This window comes from Lujinxingia litoralis, assembly GCF_003260125.1.
In the GTDB taxonomy this organism is placed as follows: Bacteria; Myxococcota_A; Bradymonadia; order Bradymonadales; family Bradymonadaceae; genus Lujinxingia; species Lujinxingia litoralis.
In genome coordinates, this window is sequence record NZ_QHKO01000001.1 from 914878 (window position 1) to 940410 (window position 25533).

Sequence of the window (25533 nt, forward strand, 5' to 3'; positions counted from 1 at the left end):
CGCTACCGAATGTGCCGCATACAAACGCTCCTATATCCCTGTGGTCGATGGTGTATCTACGCCTTGTGATGATCGTGTTAGCTGTGCTGACCTTTGGCGCCAGCGCCTGTAAGGGCTGCGACCCACAAGGCGTTGACGCACCGCCCTGGCGCGTGGAAGGAGAGCGCGCGCCCTATGCGCTTAGCTTTCCCGCCAGTTGGATCGCTGAGCCTCCGCATAGCATCAATCCGCATGCCGAGGTTGCTGCCAGTCTCAACGACACCCTTTTCTTTATGGTGATTCCGCAGAAGTTGCCCACATTCCCCACCCCGGACGTTTTCGAACTTCAACGTCTGGGCATCGATACGCTCGACCAGGCCGTGGACAACCTCATCATCGATCGTCAGAGCCCGATTCGCCTTGACGGTATCGAGGGCCTCTCCGTCATCGCTCGCGGAGAGCTTGACGGAGACCCGGTACGCTATATCAACGCCTACCTCGTTCGCGATGGCTATGGCTTTCAACTCATCGCCTTTGCCAGCGACGAGCACAGCGAGGCCCTCATCACCGAGGTTGATGCCATTCTCGCAAGCTGGAAAAACCTCTCGCCACCTTCTGCCGAGGCCGATCAGGCGGCGAGCTTACCTTCACCCTGAGCTGTTCGTCTGGCCTCACGCCTGTTCATGGTGTGCTCGGCGATACGAATGCAGTTTTACGCAGTACGACGGAGAACGACGATGCCCGAACTCAAGAAAGAACTCTACGACGTCACCATCATGGGAAGCGGCCCGGCCGGCCTGACCGCGGCGATCTACACCGCCCGCGCCAACCTGGAGCCGGTGCTCTTTGAAGGTCCCCAGCCCGGCGGCCAGCTGACCATCACGACCGATGTCGAGAACTTCCCCGGCTTCCCGGAAGGCATCATGGGGCCGGAGCTGATGGAGCGCATGCGCAGCCAGGCGCTCCGTTTCGGGCTGGAGAATCACATCGCGCTGATCACCGACATTGACACCTCGCAGCGCCCCTTCAAGGTGACCCTGGATGATGGGACTATCTTCCACACCCGCACCTTGATCATCTCTTCGGGGGCCTCGGCTCGCCTGCTCGGTCTGGAGTCCGAACAGGAGCTGATGGGCTACGGCGTCTCGACCTGTGCGACCTGCGACGGGTACTTCTTCCGCGATCAGGAAATCGTGGTCGTTGGCGGCGGTGATTCCGCGCTCGAAGAAGCCAACTTCCTGACCAAGTTCGCGTCGAAAGTCTCCCTGGTCCACCGCCGCGAGGAGCTGCGCGCGTCCAAGATCATGCAGGACCGCGCCCTGGCCAACCCCAAGATCGAGTTCATCTGGAACAGCGAAGTCCAGGAAGTCCTGGGCACGCGCGAGTCGGGAGTCACCGGGGTCAAACTCTACAACAACCAAACCGAAGAGGTCAGCGAACTGGCCTGCACCGGCGTCTTCGTGGCCATCGGGCACATCCCGAACACCGGGGTGTTCAACGGGCAGCTCGAGACCACAGAAAGTGGCTATATCGTCACCAAAGACGGCTCCACGGCAACCAGCGTCCCCGGCATCTTCGCCTGCGGCGATGTCCAGGACTTCACCTATCGCCAGGCCATCACCGCAGCCGGTTCGGGGTGCATGGGAGCGATTGACGCCGAGCGATTCCTGGAAAGCGAGCACGTCATTGATGAGCGCCGCACCGAAAATTGGGACGCCTGATCGTTCGTCCTGAAGGACCCTAAAAAAAGCCGCCCGGCGTTTCCACGCCGGGCGGCTTTTTTGTATCCGATACAACGCGGCGAGTTCAGCGCCCAGATGCCTGCTTCATCGACAGACCAATGCGGCCGCGCTCTTTGTCGATCGAAACGATCGCCACCTTGACCCGATCGCCCACGCCAACCACATCGTAGGGATTTTTAATAAAGCGGTCCGCCATCTCGCTGACGTGCACGAGGCCATCCTGCTTGACGCCGATGTCTACAAACGCCCCGAAGTCGACGACATTGCGCACCGTGCCCTCCAGCACCATTCCCTCTCTCAGATCATTGACGCTGAGCACGTCGCTGCGAAGCTGCGGAGGATCGAGCTCATCGCGGGGGTCACGCCCGGGCTGCACCAGGGCGCTGAGTACATCTTCCAGCGTCATCGCGCCGGCCCCGTGCTTCTCAGCCAACGCCCGTAACTCTCCGGAACGCCCCAGCGCATCAAGACGCGCCTTAAGTCCGGACGCCCCGGGCTCCTGGCCACTGAGCTTGAGGATATCCCGGGCCAGAGCGTAGCTCTCCGGGTGAATACCGGTATCGTCCAGCGGCTCTCTCCCCTGACGCACTCTCAAAAAGCCGGCGCATTGCTCAAAGGTTCTGGCTCCGAGCCCCCTCACATCTTTAAGCGAAGCGCGCGAGGCAAAAGGACCGGTGGCATCGCGGTGGGCCACGATACGCTTGGAAAGTGTCGGGCCAATACCGGCAACCCGGGCCAGAAGCGGCTGAGAGGCGGAGTTCACGTCGACACCAACCGCGTTGACCACGTCCTCCACCACCGCGTCGAGTTCCTGACTCAACGCGTTCTGATTGACATCATGCTGGTACATGCCGACGCCGATGCTCTTGGGATCGATCTTTACCAGCTCGGCAAGAGGATCCTGAATACGGCGCGCAATCGACACGGCACCACGCACGCTCACATCAAGGTCGGGGAACTCCGCCCGGGCAATCTCGGAAGCGCTGTACACGCTGGCCCCGGCCTCATCGACGATCGCGTAGTGAACCCCATCTTTGCCACGCAGCCCGCGGGCGACCAACTCCTCAGTTTCGCGGCTTCCGGTACCGTTACCGATCGCCACCACCTCGACCCCGTGCTTGTGCACCATGGCGGAGATGATGTCGGGGGCATCGCGCTTTCGACCGTCGTGCACGTACATATGACCGGTATCGATAAGACGCCCGGTCGCGTCGACCACCGCGAGTTTGCATCCGGTACGCATGCCCGGGTCCACCCCCAGCACCACTCGCCCGGCCAGCGGCGGCTGCAGAAGCAGGTTCTTAAGGTTGAGTGCGAACACCCCGATAGCGTGCTTGTCGGCGTCTTCTTCCAGCTCGCCGCGCACGTCGCGCTCCAGCGAAGGATGGAGCAGGCGACCAAATCCGTCGCGAACCGCCTCGGTGTGGTGTTTACGTGCGACACCGCCGGTCTTCACGCGCTGGCCCACGATCCAGTCGACCAGACGATCCTCGTGGACCTCAACCCCGGCGCTGAGCACCTTCTCTTTCTCACCGCGGCGGATGGCCAGCACCTGGTGCGGCCGCATCTTTTCGACGGGCACCGAAAACTCAAAGTACATCTGGTACTTGGGATCTTCTTCGCCTCCGCGCCGGCGCTTACTCATCATACGACCATCGCGCCGCATCTTGTCACGCACATACGCGCGCACCGTGGCGTCATCGGCCATCGCCTCCGCCAAAATATCGCGCGCGCCGCCGATGACGGCATCCACATCAGAATAGGCCTCGGTGCAAAATTGGGCCGCCAGACGATTCGGGTCCTCGCCCCGCGCGATGGCTTCGGCAACCGGTCCCAGGCCAGCCTCCAACGCCCGCGTTGCGCGGGTCTGGCGCTTGGGCCTGTAGGGGGCATAGAGGTCCTCGAGCTCACCCAGCGTCTGGGCCGACGAGAGCGCCCGACGAAGCTCCGCGGTCAGCGCGCCCTGCTCTTCCACGGAGCTCAGGATGGTCTGGCGCCGATCTTCGAGCTGACGAATCTGCTCGCTGAGACGAGCAACGTCGCGAATCTGCACCTCATCCAGCCCACCGGTACGCTCCTTTCGATAGCGGGCGATAAAAGGAACCGTGTTGCCCTCATCCAGGAGTGCGAGCGTGCCGCGCACCTGATCCAGACGAATTCCCAACTCCGAAGCGATACGACGTTCCATAACTTCCTTTATCACAAACAGCCCTGCTCCAGGCTGTTTCCTGCGTTGAGTTCAGCTCAGGACTCAAGCGGCAGGCGCCGTACACCCACCGCGTTGAGAAAATCTTTCACATCAAAGACCGCCGCCGGCGAGGTGAACCCCGCCTTGATGGGGCCTTCCCCCACGACGCGAGAGACGCACTCGGCGGCCACGCGCACGCTGGTCGCATAGACGTCTTCGCCGGTCAACATTGCGTAGGGCTCCGCGGTCTTCGGATCAAAGGCAATGACCAGATACTCGCCAAGGGCCTCGTCCATCTCGTCCGCATCGCTCTGCTCGGCCAGCCGATCGGTGACCGGACGCAGCGCGCGAAGCACCGAGGGCAGCACCCCGGACAGCGTTGCCAGCAGGCGCACCATCGCCTCCCCGGTCACGACACAACTCTCCACTCGGGAGACCCCGCCGCGAAGGGGGACGGTGATGGCTTCGGCCCCGGGAATCCACACGCCTTTACGGATGTGGCCGCGTGGAAAGGGCACGTCAAAGAGGCGGTAGGCCGCCCGACGACGCTCGAGCTTGCCATCCACAAAGCTCACGCCTCCCTCTCCCAGTGCGTGCACGAAGGTCTTCCGCGCCCCCTGGCTCAGCTTCATCTCACGCACCGCGTAGCACACAACGATGCGCGAGGCGGCCTTCATCAGCGCGATCTCGGCCGCGAAGTCTCCCAGCGCGTACTCCAGCGCGCAGGCCGGCATCAGCACCACGCCCCGGGCGCGCGCTTCCTCATGGCAGGCGTCCCACATCCAGTGCACCTGGGCCTGCTCCCCCGCCATATCAAAAAAGTGAATACCCTCCCCAAGCGCCGCCGCCACGAGCTTGCGCGTTCGCTCTCCCAGCGGGCCGGCGCAGTTCACCAGCGCGTCGCACCCCCGAAGCGCGCCACGCAGCGCAACCTCTTCGCTCAGCCGGGCCTGACGCACTCGAACATCCAGAAAGCCCCTGGCGCGGAGCTCCTCTTCGAGCTCCTCCAGTCGGCCCAGGTCACGACCTACCAGGCGTAAGCGGGCCCCTCGCCCGGCAAGTTCGTGAGCGAGCATGCGCCCGACAAACCCGCTGGCTCCATAGATCGCGATGTTCGAGTTCACGACCGAACCTCATCCCGCTGAAATCCACTGCATCGACGGCAATCAGCGCTTAAATCAGCACACGTCGTGGTGCCAATCGACTGCCCTGGGGATCATAGCTTTCTTTGCGTTCCATGATCGCCACCAGATCCCCCGCGGCATCGATCGCCGCCACCGGCGCTCCCATGGCAATCTCCGGTTCCACGAGAATCGTCTGTCCGAACCCGATCGCCCGGCGCTGGTCTGCATCGATGGTCACCTGGACCAAACTGGCCACCATCTCTGCCGGCGAGAGCACCGATGCCCAGAAGGTCTCTTCACTCAAATCTTCGAGTCGATGCGCTCTGGCCAGGTCGAAGCGCCCCACTGAGAGTCGGCGAATGCTTCGGGTATGAGCGACACTTCCCAGCTTCTTGCCAAGGTCCCTGGCGAGAGCCCGGACGTAGGTTCCCGAACCGCAACGCACCTGAAGCCGCACCCGCGGGGGAGTCCACTCAACGAGGTCGAGCTCAAAAATCTCCACCGGCCGAGCTTGCAACTCCACCTTCTCACCGGCACGCGCCAACGCATGGGCCCGTTTTCCGTCGACCTTCAGCGCAGAATAGATCGGTGGAACCTGCTCGATGGTTCCCAGAAAACTTCCGATGGCCTCCTCGAAAGCCTCGCGTGTCACGTGCTCCCAATCAGCCTCGGCGATCACCTGGCCGGAGGCGTCTTCGGTATCGGTGGCCGTCCCCAGCTCCATTTCAAAGGCATACACCTTCTCATCAAGCGTGAGATAGTTGGCGAGCTTGGTGCACCGCCCCAGAACCACCCCCATCAACCCGGTGGCGTCGGGGTCGAGCGTTCCGGTATGACCGACCTTTCGAGTGCCCGCCAGGCGACGCACCCGACGAACCACATCAAAGCTGGTCATGCCCCCGACTTTATCGATCAGGATCAAGCCATCCTGGCACTGCATAACATCTCCACGTGGATCTATATCGCTGGGAACCGCACGTTGCGTCTAAGCGCAATCGCCGTCGTTGAGCACATCAACCAGTGCTCGGGTAAGGCGCTCTTCAATCTCCCGGGGCTCACCAGTCATCTGGCAACCGGCCGCATTATGATGACCACCGCCTCCGAACTTTCCGGCCAGCGCCGACACGTCGACGCGGCCGCGCGAGCGAAACGAGATTCGCCAGAATCCGTCTTCGGCCTCCCGCAGCTGAGTCGCCACCTCGACTCCCCGAATCGAACGGGCGTAATTGATAAACCCGTCGGTCAGGTCCTCGTCGCTGCTGAGCCCTTCGAGCATCGCGTCTTCGACACGCAAAAAAGCCAGACGCCCGCACGCCGAGACCCTTAACGTGCCCAGCACACGGCACAGAAGCTCCAGACGCTCCCGTGGCTGATCTTCATAAATATGACTGGTCATCTCCCAGGGGTCGGCCCCGGCCTCGACCAACTCGCCAGCGACCCGGAAGGCGGTCTGACTGGTGTTGGAGTAACGAAAGCTGCCGGTATCGGTCATCATGCAACAGTAGAGATTCTTCGCCAGCTCCGGAGTCAGAACCCCAAAGCGACGTACCAGGCGATAGATCAACTCGCCGGTCGAAGCGGCGCCGACGTCTCGTACGTAGACCTGCGCAAACTCCCCGTCCCAGGTTTTATGATGATCGACCACCGCGATCTGCTCGCCCCAGGCCTGCGGCGGAAAGGCATCTCCCACCCGTTTAGGCTCAGCGCAGTCGAGCATGATCGTGACATCCGGTCGCGACGCGGGCGCGTCGCTCGTCCATCGATCGGCTCCGGGCAAAAACCGAAAATTGTAAGGCACCGAATCGACGTTAAAAAACGTCACTTCTTTGCCCAACTGTTCCAGCAGAAGTCCCATGGCCAGCGTCGAGCCCACTGCATCACCGTCCGGGTACGCGTGAGCGACCACGAGGAAGTGCTGATGCGCCTGGATCAACGCTTCCAGCTCGTCGATCTGAGCTTCTAACTCGGGGGTCGTCGGGATGCTCACCGGTGCCTTAGCACCGGCGCCCGACGGAGCGTGTGTCTCCGCACTCATGACCACTATCTCCATTCGGGCGCCGGCCCACACAGGCATTATTGTCCGGCGGAAGGTTTAGCTCTCGGGGAGCTTCGCGAGCAGCTCATCCATCGCTCGCCCGCGCATCACCGCTTCGTCAAAGACAAAGGTAAGGCGTGGCACGTACTGAAGTCGAAGCTGATCGCCGATAACCCGCTGGGCATAACCGGCAAAGCGCTCCAGAGCGGCTCCCACGCCCTCTTCCGGCTCCTCGCCGTCGAGCATGATGTAATAGACCTTGGCGTATCGCAGGTCCGGGCTCATCTCGACGCCGGTGACCTGCACCATTTGCAGGCGCGGGTCATCGGCGTCGGTCAGCAGCAGCCCCGCAATCACTTCGTGGAGCTGCTGCCCGACCCGTTCGGTACGTTTGTAGCTACGTTTCTGCTTCATGACGTCCTCCGGCTCGCATGAATTGAGGTCAATTTAAACCTCAATCAAAAGTTGCCGCGACCTCCTCCAGCTCGAAGACCTCAATGACATCGCCGATCTTGATGTCGTTGTAGTTCTCCAGGCTCATGCCGCACTCAAAGCCGGTTTTGACCTCTTTGGCATCGTCTTTGAAGCGCCGCAGCGAAGCCACAGTCGACTCGTAAATCACCCGCTCACCACGAAGCAAGCGCGCTTTGGCGTTGCGGCGCAGGATACCGTCGGTGACGTAGACACCGGCCACGGTGCCCACCTTGGGCGCCGAGAAGGTCTCGCGCACCTCGGCATGCCCCAGCACCTTCTCCTGAACGATCGGCGAGAGCAGCCCTTCGAGGATGTTACGCACCTGCTCGATCGCATCGTAGATGATGCTGTGAGTGAGGATCTGCACGCCGTACTTATCGGCAACCTCCGCCGCCCGGTTGTCGGGGCGCACATTGAAGCCCACGATCACCGCTCCAGCATCCGAAGACGCTGCCAGGTTGACATCGTTCTCGGTGATTCCGCCCACACCGGTGTGAATGATCTTGGTGCGAACTTCTTCGTTGCCCAACTTGCCGAAGGCTTCCTTGATCGCTTCGACCGAGCCCTGCACATCACCCTTGAGAATGATCTTGAGGGTCTTCATCTCTCCGCGTGCAATCATCGCCGAGAGATCTTCGAGGCTACCGGCCGATTCCTTCGCACGGCTGGCCATGACCTCTTTACGACGCTGATCGGCGACGTTCTCGGTGATGCGCTTGGCGTCACGCTCCTCGGTGACCACGAAGAAGGGCTCACCGGCTTCGGGGATACCACTCAGGCCGGTGATTTCCACGGGCTGACTGGGACCGGCCTTCTCGATGACCTGCGCCCGGTCGTTGTGCATCGTACGCACGCGTCCGTAGTAGCGACCGCTGACCAGGATATCACCGCGATTCAGCGTCCCGCGCTGCACGAGAATGGTGGCCACCGGACCGCGCCCGATATCGAGTTCGGCTTCGATGACGATGCCCTGCGCGTCACGATTTGCATTGGAGCGCAGCTCCTGCAACTCGGCCTGCAGCGAAATGGCCTCCAGCAGCCCGTCGATGTTGATTCGTTCCAGCGCACTGACTTCCACAAAGAGGGTGCTTCCGCCCCACTCTTCGGGAATCAGGTTGTACTCGGTCAACGCCGTCTTGACGCGATCGGGGTTGGCCGCCGGCTTGTCAATCTTGTTGACCGCCACAATGATCGGCACCTCGGCGGCGCGGGCGTGATTGATCGCCTCCACCGTCTGAGGCATCACGCCGTCATCGGCGGCAACGACCAGCACGACAATATCGGTGGCCTTGGCGCCCCGAGCACGCAGCGCGGTGAACGCCTCGTGCCCCGGAGTATCCAGGAAGGTGATCATCCCGGCCGCCGTCTCCACCATATACGCGCCGATGTGCTGGGTAATCCCACCGGCCTCGCCACTGGTCACCGTCGAGGCCCGCACCGCATCGAGCAGGGAGGTCTTCCCGTGGTCGACGTGGCCCATCACCGTGACCACAGGCGCACGCTTCTCGAGCAACGACTCATCATCAGGCGTGGTGTCGTAGAAGTTCGCGATATCGAAGGCGACGTTCTCAACGGTGTAGTCGAACTCGTCGGCCACCAGCGCGGCGGTTTCGAAATCAAGGGTGGTGTTCACCGTGGCCATCATGCCGCTCTCAATGAGCTTCATGGCAACCTGAGCGGCCTTCGCCCCCATCTGGTGGGCGAGGTCGCCGACGGAGATCACGTCCTCGATGCGAATCACGCGCTTGTGCTCGGCGGCCTGCGTGATTTCGGTCTTCTGCGTGCGCTTGGCCTTGCCCCGGCTGCGACCGCGGGAGTTGCGGCGGCGGCTGCGGCGGGACTTCGGATCATAAAGATCAGAGCCTTCCACCACGCGCTTGGTACGACCGCGACGGCGGCTGCTGGAGGAGCGAGACTCGCCACCAGGTCCACGGGAGGGACCGGGGGTGAAGTCCTTATTCTCTGCCGCGAGGCGATCCTTGAGCACGCTCTCGCTGATACGGCCGAGCACCTTGGCGCCGCCCTTGGGGGCACGCGCAGGCGGAGGACGACGTACCGGCGGGGCAATCGGGCTGGGACGCTCTGCAGTGGCCGGAGCCTCTTTCTTCGGTGCGGCTTCGGGCGTCGGCTTAGCCGGCTCTTCAGCCTTCTCTTGCGGCTTCGGCGCTTCGGCCACCGGCTCCTCGGCCTGGGGCTCTTCCACCGGAGCGTCAACAGCCTCTTCGACCGCCGGTTCTTCGGCCACGGGCGCTTCGACCGGGGCTTCTTCGGCGACGACTTCTTCGGCCGCCGGCTCTTCGGCCACGGGCGCTTCGACCGGGGCTTCTTCAGCGACGACTTCTTCGGCTGCCGGCTCTTCGGCCGCTACTTCTGCTTCGACAGCTTCGGCCTCGGGCTCTTCGACCACCGGCTCTTCCGTCGGCGCTTCGGCCGCTACTTCTGCTTCCGCGGCCTCTTCGGCCTCGGCGGCGGGCTCCACCTTGCGGCGGCGACGCACCGTCGGGCGCACCACCTCCACTTCGGTCTCAGCCGACTCTTCACCGGCCTCCTCTTCCTCGGCGACCGGCTGCACCTTACGGCGGCGGCGCACCACCGGAGAAGGAGCGGCCTCGGCGGCCTCTTCTTCCTTCTTCGGCTCTTCGGCTTTTTTGGCCCCCTTCTTTTTGGTCGACTTGGTCGACTTCTTTTTGGGCGCCGCAGCCTGGCCCTCTCCACCCAGGGCGGCCTTAAGCGAATCGATCTCCCGGGGGTTGAGCACCGTCATGTAGTTATTGACGGAGAACCCGAGATCGAGCTCGTTAATCTTCGATACCAATTCTTGCTTATTGATCCCTAGCTCGTCGGCTAGTTCGTATACGCGTCGCTGCTTCGGCATGTCCTCTCCACTCTGTCCGTCGGGGTTTGATGACGCTCCGCGCGGACAGTCTCTTTCTCGTCGCGATCGTCGGCTTTCTTGACCATCTATCGCCTTCTCCGCGCTTACTACCACAAAGAGAAGGCCCTTCAAAACGCAGGCACCTGCACCCGAGGGTGCAGATCCGCGACGTGTTCATTCACTATGTTTTCGGAGTCGCGATGTGCGCCTCCAACCGCTTCCAATGCTGCAAGAATCGCTCAGCTTGAGGGCCGGCACAGATACCGACAACCGAGACAAACGCCTCGCCACGGGCCCACTGGCCCAGCTCCGCGCCGGTCCAGAGATCGATCACGGTGATGCCTTTGCGTTGCGCGTTGCTGGCAAACTTCATCCGGGTGCTCTCCCCGGCGTCCGAGGCGATGATGAGCGCGGCGACAGTATCCTGGCGCATGGCCTCTTTGACAAAGGTCTGCCCCAGAAAGGTGGCGCGCGCGCGCATCGCCACCTGGAGAGCCTCCTCCAGGCGACGACGTGCCCCGGCATGAACTTGAGCGATCAGTGCTTCGGCCGTGGGGAGTTCGAGTCGCTGCTTAAGCGAGCGGTGAAACCCGCCTCGCTCCACAGCCGCCGTCAAACAGTTCGGGTCGGAATGGACCCATACCCCCCGACCGGGCGCTTTGCGTCGAAGATCGTGGATCAGACCATGACCTTCTACATACACAAAGCGTTCCCAGTCGACCGGATCTCCGGTCTGCCGACACCCCGCGCAGGTGCGCTCGGGGGTGTGGGCAGCGCTCAGATGTTTACCAGCATCGTTGTGCTTACCGACGTTCAGGCTTCCTCCTCATCGTCGCTCTCGGAGGCTTCGACCGGAGCGTCGGCCGGCACGGCCTCTGCACCCTCGGGGGCCTCCTGCTCCTGCGCGGCGTCCGCCTCCTCGGCGGCCTCTTCAGCCGTGGCCTCTTGCGAGGCCGCGTTGAACTCGGCACGACGCGCTTCAAATCCTTCGTCATCCAACTCAAGCTCGCGCTTGAGGTGCTCTTCGGCCGCGCTGAGGATCTGGCGGGCCTTCTTGACGTTTTTACCCAGCCCGGCGGCTTCGGCCAGCTTGGCCGGATCTTCGGCAAATGCAATGTGCTCCACCGAGATAAAGCCGGAATCATGCAGGGACGCCGCAACTTTGGCACCGACTCCACGAATCTCTTCCAGCGCCTTACGCTCGTAGTCCGCCTCGGTCATCGCCTCCGGCGAGCCGGGAGCCGGACGGGCCAGAATCTCGGCGGCCGCCGCAATGATGCGCTCGGCCGACTCGGCGTTGAGACCCGGAATCTGGGCGAGCTCGGGAGCCGCGGCGTGCGCCATGTGCTCGAGCTTGTTGTAGCCCAGGGTAAAGAGCGTATCGACCATATCCTCGGTAATCCCCTCAAACTCAAGGAGCTGAGCGCGGGACTCAGCCATCATATTCTTGAGGCGAGTCTCACTGATGATGTCGAGGTTCCAGCCGGTGAGCTGGGCGGCCAGGCGAACGTTCTGACCGCCGCGGCCAATGGCCAGGCTGAGCTGGTCGTCGGGGACGATAAGCTCCATGGTCATGTTCGACTCGTCGATCAGCACCTTGGCCACTTCGGCCGGGCTGATCGCGTTGCACACAAAGCGCGCGGTGTCTTCGACGTAGGGCACAATGTCGATCTTTTCGCCGCGAAGCTCCTGGACCACCGCCTGAACACGCGATCCGCGCATCCCCACGCAGGCCCCCACCGGATCGACATCACTGTCACGGCTGTAGACGGCCACCTTGGTACGAACGCCGGCCTCACGCGCCACGGCCACAATGCGCACCGCACCTTCGTGAATCTCCGGAACCTCCTGTTCAAACAACTTGAGCAGAAGCATGGGATCGGCGCGCGTCAAGACAACCTGCGGGTCGCGGCTGGAGCGCTGCACCTCTTTGATCATGGCCTGAAGACGATCGCCGGGGCGATAGCTCTCGCGCGGGGTCTGCTCGCGACGCGGCAAAATCGCATCGGTACGCCCCAGATCGACAATGATGTTGCCCTTCTCAAAGCGGCGCACCCGGCCGATGACCATATCTCCGATGGTATCCTTGTACTCATCGTAGATGATGTCCCGCTCGGCCTCGCGCACCCGCTGGATGATGACCTGCTTGGCGGTCTGAGCGGCGATGCGACCAAAGGTCGAGTTGTAGGAGTCGAGCTTCAGGAGCTTACCGTAGCGCTTGTCCTGCACCCGGGCCTTATCCTTGTCGTCTTCGCGGTAAAAGATCTGGAAGAGCAGCTCGTCACCCGGCTCCGCTTCAAAGCCCGCCTCGCGAACCTCCTCCACCGAGACCTCTCGGTAGGGGTTCTCCACGTCGTCGCTGACCGTGATGATCTGGAAGAGCTGAACTTCGCCGCTCTCCTCGCTGTACTCGGCTTCGATCTCGCGCTGGGCCCCGTAGGTGCGGCGCGCCGCGGTCAAGATGGCCGCCTCAAGGGTCTCCACCAGGATCGACCGGTCGATTCCCTTGGTCCTCCCGACCTCGTCGATGACACTGTTAAGATTCATCGCTGCTTCGCTCCTGAAAAGTCGAACGTCAACTTCGCCCGGCTCACCCCATCAAGCGGGATGGTCACCGGCGTGCCGTCCATCTCAACGGTCAGCGTGTCGTCTTCAAACGCCACAAGCCGTCCGCTTACCTTGTTCTGTCCATCGATCTGCTCGCGCACGACAAGTACGACGTCGCTGCCGATCGCCTGCGAAAAATGCTTTGGTTTTTTGAGCTTTCGCTCCACGCCCGGGCTGGAAACCTCCAGCACATAGCGCTCCGGCACGCGCTCATCGGCATCGAGCAACGCTTCCATATAACGGCTCACCCGGGCGCAGTCCTCTACCGCCACGCCCGTGCCGGGCTCGGCATCGGGACGGTCGAGAAACACCTGCACCGACCAGCCACCAGCCGAGCTGGCGACCACGTCGTAGAGTTCCAGGTCATGGACCGCTGCGGCCTCTTCAGCCCAGCCCTCAATCGCCTCGACAAGCTCGTTGCTCAAGGGCAGCGAGGGGGCCTTAGCTTGACGCTCTTTTCTTCGTTTCTTGGCCACGTGCCTTATCCTGATGCTCAATGAATGACGTGTGGTCTGGGGAGCTACCCCTGGTGCTGAAAAACAAAAAAAGCGGGCTTGGAGGGCCCACTTTCGCTCAGCGCCGCGAAATGTAGCGAGACGCCAGACACGCTTAACTTATCTGACGTCGCCCGGGGAAGCGCCCTCTAAGACTGAACATTACTTCAGGCTCTCCCCTGCCAGCTCTAAACCAGTGAACCGGCGACCTGGCTGACTTCTTCCAAACGCTCTACACCAGCCATGGCTCGATGTACTAAACAACCGCCCCCGGACTGTCAAGGCATCCGGGAAGTTCCCACAGCGTGCTGCGGTTGACAGGCAGGAGCGCTCTCTTGAGATTCATCGCTGAACCTTCGCCCCCTCCCCGCTGTCTTTTAACCCTGTTTATGCGAAAGGAGCCCCCATGCGCGTCGCCCTGGCCCAGATCGCCTCCACCCGCGACATCGAAGCCAACCTTAAGACCTGCCGCCGGCTCGCGGAAGACGCCGTCGAGCAAGGCGCCGGCTGGGTGATCTTTCCGGAATGCGCCCCCTTTCTGGGCCCGGACCGCGACAAACTCCCGGTGGCCGAGACGCTGCAGGGCTCGCAGATTCAGACCTTTCAAGCGCTGGCCCGCGAGCTGCAGGCCGCGATCACCGTCGGCAGCTTTGCCGAACGCTCCCCCGACCCGACGCGGACCTTCAACACTCAGGTTCACATCACCCCCGCGGGCGACATCGCCGCTGTGTACCGCAAGATCCACCTTTTTGATGCCCGGGTCGACGGCGATCTCACCCTGACCGAATCCGCCAGCGTGGTCGGCGGCCAGGATGCCGTCCTCACCGCCGTGCAGGTGCAGGGCGAAGAGGCAAAAGTGGGGCTGACCATCTGCTACGACCTGCGCTTCCCCGAACTCTACCGGGAGCTGGCGTTTCGCGGCGCGGAAATGTTGACGGTGCCCTCGGCGTTCACCCGGCCGACCGGCCAGGCCCACTGGCATACCTTGCTGCGCGCCCGGGCCATTGAAAATCAGACCTTTGTCCTGGCTCCCAACCAGTGGGGCCATCACTACGGAACACGCGCTTCCTTTGGAAACTCGGTGATCTACGATCCCTGGGGAGAGTGCCTGGGATGTCTGGAAGAAGGCGACGGCGTAGTCGTGGCCGATCTGAATCTGGAACGCCAGCGTGAGGTCCGGCAAAAGATGCCGGTCCTCACCCACCAGCGGCGCGGACTGTCCGCGCCGGGGCAACACGAGGTTTGACCCACACCACCGGCCGGACTATCAGTGGCCTGACGGCAGCGCGCATTCCGGGCGCTGCCCTTCGTACGCACTCCGATGTCAGCCCTTGAGGCGCTCGCATGCTCATGTTGTTTCAACTCGTCGAGATCGCGCTGCCGGTGGCCTACCTGGCCATCTTCGCGCTCTACGCGCGCCAGTTTCTGGCGCGACGCGACGCCGGGGAGCGCTTTGTGGGCTCACCACTGCTTTATGGCACCCTGGGAGTCCACGCGACCTACCTGGCGCTGCGCGGCGTCGAACTCAGCCACTTCCCGGTCAGCTCCAAGGGGGAGTTTCTCTCATTGCTGGCGCTGGCCATCGGGTTTATCTATGCGCTGACCGAACGACGTCATGGCGAGCCCAACACCGGGGCCTTCTTCGTGGCCCTGACCGCCCTGGCGCAGACCTGGTCCTCTCTGATCATTGACCCCACCGCCGCCCACCCCCTGCTGCACGAGCACCCGATCTACGGGGTGCACGTGATCCTGATTTTGCTGGGCTTTGTCGGGCTGGCGATGAGCGCGATCTATGCGCTGATGTATGTGTTGCTCGCACGCCAGCTCAAGAGCCGCGATCTGGGCGCGCTCTTTCGACGTCTCCCCTCCCTTCACACGCTGGAGAACATGAGTCGGATGGCCACCCTGGCCGGCATTCTGCTGCTGGGGCTGGGCCTTGTATCGGGGCATTTTGTCGCGGTCTACGTGCTCGACGACTTTAGCTTGCTCGACCCCAAGATCGTCATTACTTACGTGGCCTGGGCGGCTTACGCGGTGGCCTTTGTGGTGGCGAAGATGCGTAAACTCTCGGGCTTGCGCATGGGTTACCTCTCTCTTGGGGGCTACCTGGCGCTGATCGCGTCGATGGTCGTCGTCAACACCTTCTTTAGCTCCTTCCACACCTTCCAGTAAGCATGACCTCACCCAACCGGCTCACCCTTATCTCGTTCAGCCATCGGAACGCTTCGCTGGCTGAACGCGACGCACTGGCAATGAGCGCCGACGACATCGCGGCGTTGGTGCCCCTGTGCCGTCAGCGCTGGCTCAGCGAGGTCGCGGTCCTCTCGACCTGCAACCGCACCGAGCTCTACTTTTACGGGCCCACGCCCCCCAACCTCTGGGAGATGGTCCGGCCCGAGCTCGCTCGCCAGCGGGGCATCGACGCCGAGAGCCTCCCCGCCCCCCTGATCCGCACCGACGTGCAGGCCGCGCGCCATCTCTTCCGGGTGGCCTCCTCGCTGGAGTCGCTGGCCCTTGGCGAGAACCAGATCCTGGCCCAGGTCAAAGACGTCCACGATCAGGTCCTGGCCAACCCGGCACGCTCGCCAGTGCTCGACCGCCTCCTTCAGTTTGCCATCCGCGTCGGCAAACAGGTGCGCACCGACACCGCGCTCTGTGAGGGCGCCGTCTCCATCAGCTCGGCCGCCGTGGACCTGGCCAGCAAGATCTTTGGCGACTTCCGCCAGCAGGAGATCTTGCTGGTGGGCGCTGGCGAGACCTCCGAGGCCGCGGCGATGCACTTTGCCAACTCCGGGGCGACCAAGTTCGTGGTGCTCAACCGCTCCCGCGAACGCGGCCAAAAGCTGGCAGACCAGCTCAAGGGCCACTACCGCCCGCTCGACGAGTTGGCCGACGCTGTGGTCAGCGCCGAGGTCGCCGTCTTCGCCACCGGCTCCCCGGACTTTTTGCTGACCCACGACCAGCTCAAGCACGTGATGCGCGCCCGCAAACGGCGCCCGCTCTTTCTGATCGACATCAGCAACCCGCGGAACATCGATCCGGAGGTCGCCCGCTTCGACAGCGTCTTCCTCTACAACATCGACGACCTGGAACACGTGGTGGCCTCCAACATGGCCACCCGCAAAGACGAGATCCCGGCCGCCGAGACCATCATCGATCAGATGGTCGAGCAGTGGCAGAGCTGGCAGCGCTCCATGGCGGTCACCCCCACCATCGCCTCGCTGGCGCGCTACTTCGAAGAGGTCTGCACCCGGGAGATCGACCGCCACAATAAACGCATCAGCGATCAGGAGCGGGTGATGCTCGAAGAGTTCAGCCGCGGCCTGGTCAAAAAACTGCTCCACCACCCGATCTCGTACCTGCGAACCTCGGTGGCCAATAACACCCTGCGCGCCGAAGACCTCAACCTGGTCTGGTCGCTCTACAATCTTCAAAACCAAGATGAGAACCCCGATGAACCTTAAACTTGGCTCGCGCAAATCGGCGCTGGCGCTCTGGCAGACCCATCACGTGGCCGACCTCTTGCGGGCGGCGCATCCGGGACTGAGTGTCGAGATCGTGACGATGGATACCCTCGGCGATCAACGCACCGATGTGCCCCTGCCTTCGATCGGAGCCAAGGGGCTCTTCACCGCCGAGCTGGAAGAGGCCCTGGCCACCGACGCGGTGGACCTGGCGGTGCACTCCCTCAAGGACCTCCCCTCCACGCTGCCCCCGGGCATGCGCTTTGCCGGCGCCCCCAAACGCGCCAGCGCACTGGATGCCTTCATCTCCACCCGCTACGCCTCCTTTGATCAGGTGCCCGACGGAGCGACGATCGCCACCGGCAGCCAGCGCCGCAAAGCCCAGCTCTTGCACCGCCGCCCCAACCTCAACTTCGCCGATCTGCGCGGCAACATCGGCACGCGCCTGGAGAAGCTGGAACGCCAGGGCTTTGACGGCATCATCATGGCCCACGCCGCTCTGGAGCGCCTGGAGATGGACGAGCGCGTGACCTCGCTCCTGCCCCCCGCGGAGTATGTGCCGGCGGTCGGTCAGGGCGCCATCGGTCTGGAGGCCCGGGAGGGGCGCGAGGAAATCGACGCGATCTTAGCCCCGATCCTCGACGCCCCCACCATGCAGGCCGTTACCGCCGAGCGCATCTTTATGCGCCGCCTCGAAGGGGGTTGTTCGGTGGCGCTGGGGGCTTACTGTGTGCCGGCCGACACCCCGGGGCAGTGGACCTTCCACGCCTGGGTGTCCTCGCCAGACGGCCGGCAATGCCTGCACGAAGCCCGCACCGGCGACGATCCGAACGCGCTGGCCCACGCGCTCGTCGACGACTTTTTGGAACAGGGCGCCCGGAGCATCCTGCGCGCATGACCCTCGCCACCCCGCTACGCATTCTGGACACCGGCCTCGAAGCGGCCGGCGCCCCGACAGGCGCAGACCTGCACCACTGCCCGGCCCTGCGAGTTAACTGGCTGAGGGTGGAGAACGCGCGCTTGCGCGCGCTCCTCAACACCCCCCATCACCTGATCTTCTACAGCGCGCACGCCGTCGAGTCGGTCCTCCATCAGGGACTGCTCACCCCGGAGGAGGCCCGGGAGCATCACCTGATCGCGGTCGGCCCGCTCACCGCCCAGGTGCTCGCCAATGCCTTCCACGTGCCGGTCTCGGTGCCCGAGCGCCACTACTTTGAGAGCCTCATCGAGCTCCTGCAGCGCTGCGAGCCCCGCGACGTGCTCGCCATGGGCCTCAAAGACAAGACCCGCGACTTAAGCCCGGTCACCTCAGCGTGGGGCGTTGCCTTCCACGAGGTGCCCGTCTATGAGACCGAGCCCAACTGCGCGGCGCTGGCCCGGGCCCTGGCCGAACTGGCGCCCGACTGGGTCACGGTGACCAGCTCCCGCGGCGCCGAAGCCCTGCGCCAGGCCCTCCCCGAGCAGCCCGCGCGCCTCCCGCGCATCGCCGCCATCGGGCCCCGCACCGCCGAGCGCCTCGCAGAACTCCAACTTCCCGCAGATCTCATCGCCCCGAGCCCCGATCGCACCCTGCTGATCGAGGCCATACTTCAGGACTCCCCATGAACCGCCGCCAACGCTTCCTCGCCGCCTGCAAAAGCCAGCCCGTTGACCGCCCCCCCATCTGGGTGATGCGTCAGGCCGGCCGACACCTGCCCGAGTACCGCGCGCTCAAAGAGAAGTACTCCTTCCATGAGCTGGTGCAGACCCCGGAGCTGGCCCTGGAGGTCACCACCCAGCCGCTGCGGCGCTACAACATGGATGCGGCGATCCTCTTTAGCGACATCCTGGTCATCCCCGAGGCCCTGGGGCAGCCCTACCACTTCCGGGAGCACGGCGGCATTGAGATGGAATACGCCCTCTCCTCCCGCGCCGACATTGAGCGCCTCTCGGTCGACGCGGTCGAAGAGAAGCTCGCCTACGTGCCGGCGGCCATCAAACTCATCCGCCAGGAACTCGGCCAGGAGCGCGCGCTGATCGGCTTTGGCGGCAGCCCCTGGACGCTGGCGACCTACATGATCGAGGGCGGCTCCTCCAAGACCTATGCCCGTGCCAAGCAGATGTTCTACGCCGAGCCCGAGCTCTTTGAAGCCCTGATGGAGAAGATCACCGCCGGGCTCATCCGCTACTTCGAGACTCAGATCGACGCCGGGGTCGACGCCCTGCAGATCTTCGACAGCTGGGGCGGCGTGCTCTCCCCCGACGCCTTCGAGCAGGCCTCCACCAAATGGATGGGGCGCATCGTGGAGGCGATCGGCGATCGCGTGCCCACCATCGTGTTCTCCAAAGGAATGCACCACCTCCTCGATCCCCTGGTGGCCACCGGCGCCGACGTGCTCGGCGTCGACTGGACCGCGCGCCTCAGCCAGGTCCGCCGCGCGCTGCCCGACAACGTGGCCGTCCAGGGCAACCTCGACCCGATCATCCTCAACACCACCCCGGAGATCGTGCGCCAGGAGGCCACCCGCATCCTCGACGATATGCGCGGCATCGACGGACACATCTTTAACCTGGGCCACGGCATCACCCCCCAGGCGCGCATCGAGTGCATGGAAGCGCTGGTGGACACGGTGACCTCGTACGGCCAATAAGCCGAAGGCGGCGCGATGAGCAAACACATCGCCATTCTGGGGGCGGGCATCTCCGGACTCTCCATCGCCTACGCGCTGGAGAAAGCCGGACTGCGCGTCACCCTCTTTGAGGCCCGCGAGCACGTGGGCGGCCCGCTGCGCTCCAGCGAGCGCGAGGGCTTTGTGGTGGAGCATGGCCCCCACACCCTGCTGCAGCGCAGCGCCGGGGTGGCCGCGCTCCTAAGCGAGCTGGGACTCGACGACCAGATCGTCGACGCCTTCGAGAGCGCCTCCCGGCGCTACGTGGTGCGCTACGGTCGCGCGCTCGCGCTACCCTCCTCGCCGGCCGAGTTCTTAAAAAGCGAGCTCCTCTCGCCAGCGGCCAAGCTCCGCCTGCTGGGCGAGCCCTTTGTCTCCCGCTTCGACCGCCCCCATATCGACGAGACCCTGGCCGGCTTTGTCCGCCGCCGCCTGGGCCCGGAGGCCCTCGATTACCTCCTCGATCCCTTCGTCGGGGGCACCTACGCCGGCGACCCGCACCAGATGTCGGCGCGCCACACCTTCCCGGTGCTTAAAGAACTCGAAGACGAAGCCGGCTCCCTGCTCCTCGGAGGGGTGCGCCGCCAGCTGCGCACCACACGCTCCGAGACACCCCGGGCGCCCAAACGCCTGCTCTCGTTTTCAGGCGGCCTGCAAACCCTGACCGACGCGCTGGCCGCGGCCCTTGAGGGCCCGATCCACCTGGGGCACCCGGTGACCGGCCTGCGCCGCACCGCCGCCGGCTGGCAGGTCCTCTCCGACACCAGCTCCGGTCCGGCCGACGCCGCCTTCGACGCCCTCGTCTCCACCCTGCCCCCCTACGCGCTGGCCGATCTACGCTGGGAGCACGCCTCGCCGCCGCCGGCCCCCCTGCAGCGCGTGGTCGATGTCCCCTTTGCGCCCATCACGCTGGTGGCCACCGGCTTTAAGCGCCCGGACGTCGCCCATCCCCTGGACGGCTTCGGCGTCTTGAACCCCCGCGTGGAGGAGCTCCACACCCTGGGCACCCTCTTCACCTCCTCGATGTTTCCGCAACGCGCCCCCCGGGGCTCGGTCAACCTGACCACCTTCGTGGGCGGCGCGCGCCAGCCGGCGCTGGCCCGGCTCGACGACCAGGCGGTGGTGGAGCTTGTGAAGCTCGACCTGCGCCGTATCCTGGGCGTGCGCGCCGAGCCGCACTTTGTGCACATCTCCCGCTGGGAGAAGGCCATCCCGCAGTTCGAGGTCGGCCACCAGCTGGTGCTCAACGCCTACGACACCCTCGAAGACGCCCTGCCCGGCCTCTTCTTTGCCGGCAACACCCGCGACACCGTCGCCCTGCCCGCCCTCCTGGACGCCCGCGAGCACCACGCCCGCCGCGTCACCGACTTTCTCAACCTCACTTAAAGCCCCCGGTAGCCATGACTTCGTTTGAGATGCCCCGTCGCCCGCGCCGCCTTCGCGCCAACGGACACATCCGCGACCTGGTCCGCGAGACGCACCTGCGCCGCGACGACCTGATCATGCCGGTCTTTATCTCGCACGGCACCAACATCCACCGCGAGATCCCCTCAATGCCCGGCATCTTTCAACACTCCCTCGACACCCTGGACCGCGAGCTCGATGCCATCTGCCAGGCCGGGCTCTCCCGGGTGATCCTCTTTGGCATCCCCCAGGCCAAGGACGCCGTGGGCTCCGATGCCTTCGATGACCAGGGCGGCATCATCCAGCGCGCGGTGCGCCACATCAAAACGCACTACCCCCAGCTCTACGTGATCACCGACGTGTGCTTCTGCGAGTACACCGACCACGGCCACTGCGGGGTGCTCTCCGAGGAGGGCCGCCTGCTCAACGACCCGACCCTGGCCAACCTCCAGCGCCAGACCCTCTCCCACGCCCGCGCCGGTGCCGATATGCTGGCCCCCTCGGGCATGATCGACGGGATGATCGGCGCCATGCGCCAGGCCCTCGACGCCGGCGGGCACCACGACCTGCCCCTGATGAGCTACGCCGTGAAGTACGCCTCGGCCTTCTACGGTCCCTTCCGCGACGCGGTCGACTCCGCGCCCCAGTCCGGCGACCGCCGCGCCTATCAGATGGACCCGGCCAACGCCCGCGAAGCCCTGATCGAGGCGGCCCTCGACGTCGAAGAAGGCGCCGACATCCTGATGGTCAAACCGGCCCTTGCTTACCTGGACATCGTGGCCAGTATCCGCGCCAATTTCGACCTGCCGGTGGCCGCCTACAACGTCAGTGGCGAGTACTCCATGGTCAAAGCCGCCGCCGCCCGCGGCTGGGTCGATGAGCGCGCCCTGGCCACCGAGAAGCTCCTGTCCATGAAGCGCGCCGGCGCCGACATCATCATCACCTACTTCGCCCGCGACCTGGCCGGCGAGCTCCCCTGATAACCCTCCTACTTTCAGGCCTGCAGTCATGAGTAAAGGCGTTCTGCTAGTCAATCTGGGCTCCCCGGACTCCACCGAAACCGCCGACGTGCGGCGCTACCTGCGCGAGTTCCTAAGCGATCCCCGGGTGCTCGACATCAACCCGATCCAGCGCAGCGCGCTGGTCAACCTGATCATCGCCCCGACCCGCGCGCCCAAGTCCGCCGAAGCCTACAAAGAGGTGTGGACCGCCGAGGGCTCCCCGCTGATCACCATCACCTACCGGGTGCGGGAGCTGCTGCGCGAGCGCCTGGAGATCCCGGTGGAAGTGGGCATGCGCTACGGCAACCCCTCCACCGAATCGGGCATCCGCGCGCTGCTGGCCCGCGGGGTCAAAGAGATCTTTTTGATCCCGCTCTACCCGCACTACGCCATGTCCAGCTACGAGACGGCGGTGGCCAAGGTCCAGGACACCCTGGACCGCATCGCCCCGGACATTCGCCTGGTGGTGCAGCCCCCCTTCTACAACGACCCGCAGTACATCGACGCGGTGCTCGAGCGCGCCAACGACGCACTGGCCACCGACCCCGACCACGTGCTCTTTAGCTTCCACGGCATCCCCGAGCGCCAGGTCAAGGCCACCGACCCCTCCGGCTGCTACTGCCTGCGCATGGAAAAGTGCTGTGAGACCCGCCACCCGGCCCACAGCTTCTGCTACCGGCACCAGTGCTTCACCACCGCCCGGATGCTCGCCGAAAAGGCCGGACTCCCCCGCGAGAAGTGGTCGGTTTCCTTCCAATCGCGCCTGGGCCGGGACCCCTGGCTCAAGCCCTACACCGACTTCGTGCTCGAAGAGCTCCCCACCCAGGGCGTGAAGCGCATGGTGATCTTCTCGCCAGCCTTTGTCGCCGACTGCCTGGAGACGATCGAAGAGCTGGGCATGGAGGGCAAAGAAGAGTTCTTGAAGGCCGGCGGCAAAGAATACCACCTGGTCCCCTGCCTCAATGACGCCACGCCCTGGATCGACCTTCTGGAGCGCTTCGTCACCGACTACCTCGACGGGCAGCTCAGCGTGTAAGCGACTGAGCCCCGGGCCCCATCCACCTCACTCCCAGGAACCTCGATATGCTCGAAAAAAGCCAACAGCTTCTACAGCGTGCCTCCCAGTCCATGCCCGGCGGGGTCAACTCCCCGGTGCGGGCGTTCACGTCGGTCGGCGGCACCCCGCCCTTTATCGAGCGCGCCGAGGGGGTCTACCTCTACGACGCCGATGGCAACCGCTACATCGACTACGTGCTCACCTGGGGCCCGGCCATCATCGGCCACGCCCACCCCGAGGTGGTCGAGGCCTGCCAGGCGGCGATGGCCCGGGGCTCCTCCTTTGGCGCCCCCACCGAGCTGGAGATCGAGCTGGCCGAGACGATGATCGCGCGGGTGCCCGGGCTCGACGTCGTCCGCATGGTCAACAGCGGGACCGAGGCCTGCATGTCGGCCATTCGCCTGGCCCGCGGGGCCACCGGCCGCGATAAATTCATCAAGTTCGCCGGCTGCTACCACGGCCACTCCGACTCCTTTTTGATCGCCGCCGGCAGCGGCGCGCTCACCCTGGGCACCCCCAACTCCCCGGGCGTGACCGAGGGCACGGCCCGCGACACCCTGGTGGCCCAGTTCAACGACCTGGCCTCGGTGGAGACCCTCCTCGACGGGTTCCCCGACCAGGTGGCCGCCATCATCCTGGAGCCCATCTGCGGCAACACCGGCTGCATCCCCCCCGACCCGGGCTTTCTCCAAGGGCTGCGCGCCCTCTGCGATAAGCACGGCACCGTCCTCATCATCGACGAGGTGATGACCGGCTTCCGCGTGGGCTACGGCGGCGCCGCGGCCCGCTTCGGCGTCACCGCCGACCTCTACACCTTCGGCAAGGTCGTCGGCGGCGGCTTCCCCCTGGCCGCCTACGGCGGACGCGAAGACCTGATGCGCCACATCGCCCCGGACGGCCCCGTCTACCAGGCCGGAACCCTCTCCGGAAACCCCATCGCCGTGACCGCCGGCCTCAAGACCCTGCAGCTCCTGACCCCCGAGGTCTACGAGCAGCTCGAAGCCACCAGCGAGCGTCTGGGCACCGGCATGCAGGCCATCATCGACAAGCACGGCTACCCGATGACCCAGACCCGCGCCGGCGCGATGTTCGGGGTCTTCTTCACCGACAAGCCCGTCCACACCCATCAGGACGTGCTCGGCTGCGACCTGGAGCGCTTCAACGCCTTCTTCCACGGCATGCTTAAGCGCGGCGTCTACCTGGCCCCCAGCCAATTTGAAGCCGGCTTCCTCTCCACCCACCACACCGACGCGATCATCGACGAGACCCTGGAGCACGCCGAGGCGGTGCTCGCCACGATCTTCGCCGAGTAAACACGCGCCGGCCGGCCCCGGAGCCCCGATGAGCCCCACGCCCCCCGAGTTCTCGCATGAACGCCACGGCCCGCGCGGGGTGATCTTTCTGGAGCGTCGGGGCCAACGCCTGGCCCGGGTGGAGTACATCCACCGGGCCGGCGAGGCCCGGCTGCGGATCACCCACACCGAGGTCGACCAGTCCTTGCGGGGCCAGGGCATGGCGCGCAAGCTCCTCGAAGCGCTCGGCGCCCTGGCCCGCGAGCAGGGGCTCACGCTGGTGCCGGTCTGCCCGGCGGCCCGGGCCATTTTGCGCAAGACCCCGGAGCTGCACGACGTGCTGGATGCGTCCTTCCTCCCGGACGCCGAGCCCTAAAACCAGGGCTCCCGGCGGCCCGAATCGGTCTCAAAGCCTTCCTCGCCAATCAGGGGCACAAAGCGCACCTCCCCGAACTCCTCGCGGCGGTAGCGACGCTCCGAGGTCCGGGTGATGCGCACCAGGGTCTGGGGCTGCCCCTCGGGCCCCACCGGCATGACCAGGCGCCCGCCCACCCGCAGCTGCTCCAGCAGTGGCGAGGGCACCGCCGGGCCCCCGGCGGTGACCAGCACCGCGTCAAAGGGCGCCACCCCGGCCCACCCGGTGGAGCCATCGCCACTGCGCACCGCGACGTTATCCACGCCCAGCTCCGCCAGGGTGTCGCGGGCCTCTTCGGCCACCGCGTCGATTCGCTCAATGGTAAAGACCTCGGCCACCAGCCTGGCGAGCACCGCGGCCTGGTAGCCCGAGCCGGTGCCCACCTCCAGCACCCGGTCCTCGTGATGGGGCCGCAAGAGCACCGTCATCCAGGCCACCACGTAGGGCTGAGAGATGGTCTGCCCATGGCCGATCGGCAGCGCCGTATCGGCGTAGGCCCGGTCCCGGTATCGCCGGGACACAAAACGCTCCCGGGGCACCTGCCTCATGGCCTCGAGCACCGCCTCGTGCTCAATGCCCCGCGCAAAGAGCTGGTCGATGACCATCTGCTTACGCGCTCGCTCATAGCGCTCCTCTCGGGGGTCTGACATCACCGCTCCGCCGCTCAAGAGACCTCGTCGCCTGCTTGAGCCCAAAGCTGCACACCTTCCAACGAGCTCCAAACCCGGCCGCCC

General features: G+C 64.7%; 23 protein-coding genes. 13 read left to right on the forward strand and 10 right to left on the reverse strand.

Translation table 11 applies throughout. The annotated features are described in order from the left end of the window. Nucleotides 1–68 precede the first annotated feature (68 nt). Both DL240_RS03765 and trxB read left to right on the forward strand, forming a co-directional pair. Complete coding sequence (locus DL240_RS03765) at nucleotides 69–635, forward strand: hypothetical protein (RefSeq protein WP_146618081.1); 567 nt, start codon at nucleotides 69–71, stop codon at nucleotides 633–635. A gap of 81 nt (nucleotides 636–716) precedes the next feature. Further along, entirely contained in the window at nucleotides 717–1700 is a 984-nt protein-coding gene (trxB, locus tag DL240_RS03770; RefSeq protein WP_111728511.1) for a thioredoxin-disulfide reductase, read from the forward strand. Nucleotides 1701–1785: 85 nt separating this feature from the next. Here the strand turns inward: trxB and DL240_RS03775 are convergent, their stop codons facing one another. The 9 genes from DL240_RS03775 to DL240_RS03815 all read right to left on the reverse strand — a co-directional run bounded on the left by DL240_RS03775 (nucleotide 1786) and on the right by DL240_RS03815 (nucleotide 13500). Next, complete coding sequence (locus DL240_RS03775; protein WP_111728512.1) at nucleotides 1786–3909, reverse strand: Tex family protein; 2124 nt, start codon at nucleotides 3907–3909, stop codon at nucleotides 1786–1788. A 56-nt stretch (nucleotides 3910–3965) separates the two neighbouring features. Next, nucleotides 3966–5033 (reverse strand): saccharopine dehydrogenase NADP-binding domain-containing protein, encoded by a 1068-nt coding sequence (locus DL240_RS03780; RefSeq protein WP_111728513.1) that lies wholly within the window; start codon nucleotides 5031–5033, stop codon nucleotides 3966–3968. A gap of 49 nt (nucleotides 5034–5082) precedes the next feature. Then, nucleotides 5083–5973, reverse strand: a complete 891-nt coding sequence (gene truB / locus DL240_RS03785) for a tRNA pseudouridine(55) synthase TruB (protein WP_111728514.1) — start codon at nucleotides 5971–5973, stop codon at nucleotides 5083–5085. Nucleotides 5974–6018: 45 nt separating this feature from the next. Beyond that, nucleotides 6019–7068 carry a DHH family phosphoesterase gene (locus tag DL240_RS03790; RefSeq protein ID WP_158542332.1) on the reverse strand — a complete coding sequence of 350 codons (1050 nt, stop codon included), beginning with the start codon at nucleotides 7066–7068 and terminating at the stop codon, nucleotides 6019–6021. A gap of 57 nt (nucleotides 7069–7125) precedes the next feature. After that, nucleotides 7126–7482, reverse strand: a complete 357-nt coding sequence (rbfA, locus tag DL240_RS03795; RefSeq protein ID WP_111728516.1) for a 30S ribosome-binding factor RbfA — start codon at nucleotides 7480–7482, stop codon at nucleotides 7126–7128. 40 nt (nucleotides 7483–7522) lie between these two features. Continuing rightward, entirely contained in the window at nucleotides 7523–10417 is a 2895-nt protein-coding gene (infB, locus tag DL240_RS03800) for a translation initiation factor IF-2 (protein WP_111728517.1), read from the reverse strand. A gap of 181 nt (nucleotides 10418–10598) precedes the next feature. Continuing rightward, nucleotides 10599–11234, reverse strand: a complete 636-nt coding sequence (locus DL240_RS03805; protein WP_347342244.1) for a DUF448 domain-containing protein — start codon at nucleotides 11232–11234, stop codon at nucleotides 10599–10601. Then, a complete protein-coding gene (gene nusA, locus DL240_RS03810; protein WP_146618082.1) occupies nucleotides 11231–12964 on the reverse strand; it encodes a transcription termination factor NusA in 1734 nt (577 codons plus the stop codon). The genes DL240_RS03805 and nusA overlap by 4 nt, the downstream gene beginning before the upstream one ends. Then, nucleotides 12961–13500, reverse strand: a complete 540-nt coding sequence (locus DL240_RS03815) for a ribosome maturation factor RimP (protein WP_158542333.1) — start codon at nucleotides 13498–13500, stop codon at nucleotides 12961–12963. The genes nusA and DL240_RS03815 overlap by 4 nt, the downstream gene beginning before the upstream one ends. Nucleotides 13501–13924: 424 nt before the next feature. On the opposite strand from DL240_RS03815, the gene DL240_RS03820 reads away from it, so the two are divergent. The 11 genes from DL240_RS03820 to DL240_RS03870 all read left to right on the forward strand — a co-directional run bounded on the left by DL240_RS03820 (nucleotide 13925) and on the right by DL240_RS03870 (nucleotide 24760). Then, a complete protein-coding gene (locus DL240_RS03820; protein ID WP_111728520.1) occupies nucleotides 13925–14764 on the forward strand; it encodes a carbon-nitrogen hydrolase family protein in 840 nt (279 codons plus the stop codon). Between the two features lie 98 nt (nucleotides 14765–14862). Further along, a complete protein-coding gene (ccsA, locus tag DL240_RS03825; protein WP_111728521.1) occupies nucleotides 14863–15690 on the forward strand; it encodes a cytochrome c biogenesis protein CcsA in 828 nt (275 codons plus the stop codon). 2 nt (nucleotides 15691–15692) lie between these two features. Then, the gene (hemA, locus tag DL240_RS03830; RefSeq protein WP_111728522.1) at nucleotides 15693–16982 is read left to right on the forward strand and encodes a glutamyl-tRNA reductase; all 1290 of its coding nucleotides are present in this window, start codon (nucleotides 15693–15695) and stop codon (nucleotides 16980–16982) included. Then, entirely contained in the window at nucleotides 16972–17880 is a 909-nt protein-coding gene (gene hemC, locus DL240_RS03835; RefSeq protein WP_158542334.1) for a hydroxymethylbilane synthase, read from the forward strand. Before hemA ends, hemC begins: the two co-directional genes overlap by 11 nt. Continuing rightward, nucleotides 17877–18587, forward strand: coding sequence for a uroporphyrinogen-III synthase (locus tag DL240_RS03840; RefSeq protein ID WP_158542335.1), 711 nt, complete (start codon nucleotides 17877–17879; stop codon nucleotides 18585–18587). Before hemC ends, DL240_RS03840 begins: the two co-directional genes overlap by 4 nt. Beyond that, nucleotides 18584–19612 (forward strand): uroporphyrinogen decarboxylase, encoded by a 1029-nt coding sequence (gene hemE / locus DL240_RS03845; protein ID WP_111728525.1) that lies wholly within the window; start codon nucleotides 18584–18586, stop codon nucleotides 19610–19612. Before DL240_RS03840 ends, hemE begins: the two co-directional genes overlap by 4 nt. 15 nt (nucleotides 19613–19627) lie before the next feature. Then, complete coding sequence (gene hemG / locus DL240_RS03850) at nucleotides 19628–21016, forward strand: protoporphyrinogen oxidase (RefSeq protein WP_111728526.1); 1389 nt, start codon at nucleotides 19628–19630, stop codon at nucleotides 21014–21016. A gap of 29 nt (nucleotides 21017–21045) precedes the next feature. Continuing rightward, entirely contained in the window at nucleotides 21046–22014 is a 969-nt protein-coding gene (hemB, locus tag DL240_RS03855) for a porphobilinogen synthase (protein ID WP_199589725.1), read from the forward strand. Nucleotides 22015–22042: 28 nt separating this feature from the next. After that, the gene (gene hemH, locus DL240_RS03860) at nucleotides 22043–23071 is read left to right on the forward strand and encodes a ferrochelatase (RefSeq protein WP_111728528.1); all 1029 of its coding nucleotides are present in this window, start codon (nucleotides 22043–22045) and stop codon (nucleotides 23069–23071) included. Between the two features lie 47 nt (nucleotides 23072–23118). Next, complete coding sequence (gene hemL, locus DL240_RS03865; protein ID WP_111728529.1) at nucleotides 23119–24405, forward strand: glutamate-1-semialdehyde 2,1-aminomutase; 1287 nt, start codon at nucleotides 23119–23121, stop codon at nucleotides 24403–24405. Between the two features lie 28 nt (nucleotides 24406–24433). Then, nucleotides 24434–24760, forward strand: coding sequence for a GNAT family N-acetyltransferase (locus DL240_RS03870; RefSeq protein ID WP_111728530.1), 327 nt, complete (start codon nucleotides 24434–24436; stop codon nucleotides 24758–24760). Here the strand turns inward: DL240_RS03870 and DL240_RS03875 are convergent. Beyond that, a complete protein-coding gene (locus DL240_RS03875) occupies nucleotides 24757–25449 on the reverse strand; it encodes a protein-L-isoaspartate(D-aspartate) O-methyltransferase (RefSeq protein WP_111728531.1) in 693 nt (230 codons plus the stop codon). The genes DL240_RS03870 and DL240_RS03875 overlap by 4 nt on opposite strands. Nucleotides 25450–25533: the final 84 nt, after the last annotated feature.

What these genes read in the sequence shown, in the direction of transcription:
- hemC (WP_158542334.1), top strand. Translation starts at nt 16,972, where the DNA reads ATGAACCTTAAACTTGGCTCGCGCAAATCGGCGCTGGCGCTCTGGCAG.
- DL240_RS03840 (WP_158542335.1), top strand. Translation starts at nt 17,877, where the DNA reads ATGACCCTCGCCACCCCGCTACGCATTCTGGACACCGGCCTCGAAGCG.
- ccsA (WP_111728521.1), top strand. Translation starts at nt 14,863, where the DNA reads ATGCTCATGTTGTTTCAACTCGTCGAGATCGCGCTGCCGGTGGCCTAC.
- DL240_RS03875 (WP_111728531.1), bottom strand. Translation starts at nt 25,449, where the DNA reads ATGTCAGACCCCCGAGAGGAGCGCTATGAGCGAGCGCGTAAGCAGATG.
- trxB (WP_111728511.1), top strand. Translation starts at nt 717, where the DNA reads ATGCCCGAACTCAAGAAAGAACTCTACGACGTCACCATCATGGGAAGC.
- DL240_RS03790 (WP_158542332.1), bottom strand. Translation starts at nt 7,068, where the DNA reads ATGAGTGCGGAGACACACGCTCCGTCGGGCGCCGGTGCTAAGGCACCG.
- infB (WP_111728517.1), bottom strand. Translation starts at nt 10,417, where the DNA reads ATGCCGAAGCAGCGACGCGTATACGAACTAGCCGACGAGCTAGGGATC.
- DL240_RS03765 (WP_146618081.1), top strand. Translation starts at nt 69, where the DNA reads ATGATCGTGTTAGCTGTGCTGACCTTTGGCGCCAGCGCCTGTAAGGGC.
- truB (WP_111728514.1), bottom strand. Translation starts at nt 5,973, where the DNA reads ATGCAGTGCCAGGATGGCTTGATCCTGATCGATAAAGTCGGGGGCATG.
- hemL (WP_111728529.1), top strand. Translation starts at nt 23,119, where the DNA reads ATGCTCGAAAAAAGCCAACAGCTTCTACAGCGTGCCTCCCAGTCCATG.
- rbfA (WP_111728516.1), bottom strand. Translation starts at nt 7,482, where the DNA reads ATGAAGCAGAAACGTAGCTACAAACGTACCGAACGGGTCGGGCAGCAG.
- hemE (WP_111728525.1), top strand. Translation starts at nt 18,584, where the DNA reads ATGAACCGCCGCCAACGCTTCCTCGCCGCCTGCAAAAGCCAGCCCGTT.
- hemG (WP_111728526.1), top strand. Translation starts at nt 19,628, where the DNA reads ATGAGCAAACACATCGCCATTCTGGGGGCGGGCATCTCCGGACTCTCC.
- DL240_RS03775 (WP_111728512.1), bottom strand. Translation starts at nt 3,909, where the DNA reads ATGGAACGTCGTATCGCTTCGGAGTTGGGAATTCGTCTGGATCAGGTG.
- hemA (WP_111728522.1), top strand. Translation starts at nt 15,693, where the DNA reads ATGACCTCACCCAACCGGCTCACCCTTATCTCGTTCAGCCATCGGAAC.
- hemH (WP_111728528.1), top strand. Translation starts at nt 22,043, where the DNA reads ATGAGTAAAGGCGTTCTGCTAGTCAATCTGGGCTCCCCGGACTCCACC.
- hemB (WP_199589725.1), top strand. Translation starts at nt 21,046, where the DNA reads ATGCCCCGTCGCCCGCGCCGCCTTCGCGCCAACGGACACATCCGCGAC.
- DL240_RS03820 (WP_111728520.1), top strand. Translation starts at nt 13,925, where the DNA reads ATGCGCGTCGCCCTGGCCCAGATCGCCTCCACCCGCGACATCGAAGCC.
- nusA (WP_146618082.1), bottom strand. Translation starts at nt 12,964, where the DNA reads ATGAATCTTAACAGTGTCATCGACGAGGTCGGGAGGACCAAGGGAATC.
- DL240_RS03870 (WP_111728530.1), top strand. Translation starts at nt 24,434, where the DNA reads ATGAGCCCCACGCCCCCCGAGTTCTCGCATGAACGCCACGGCCCGCGC.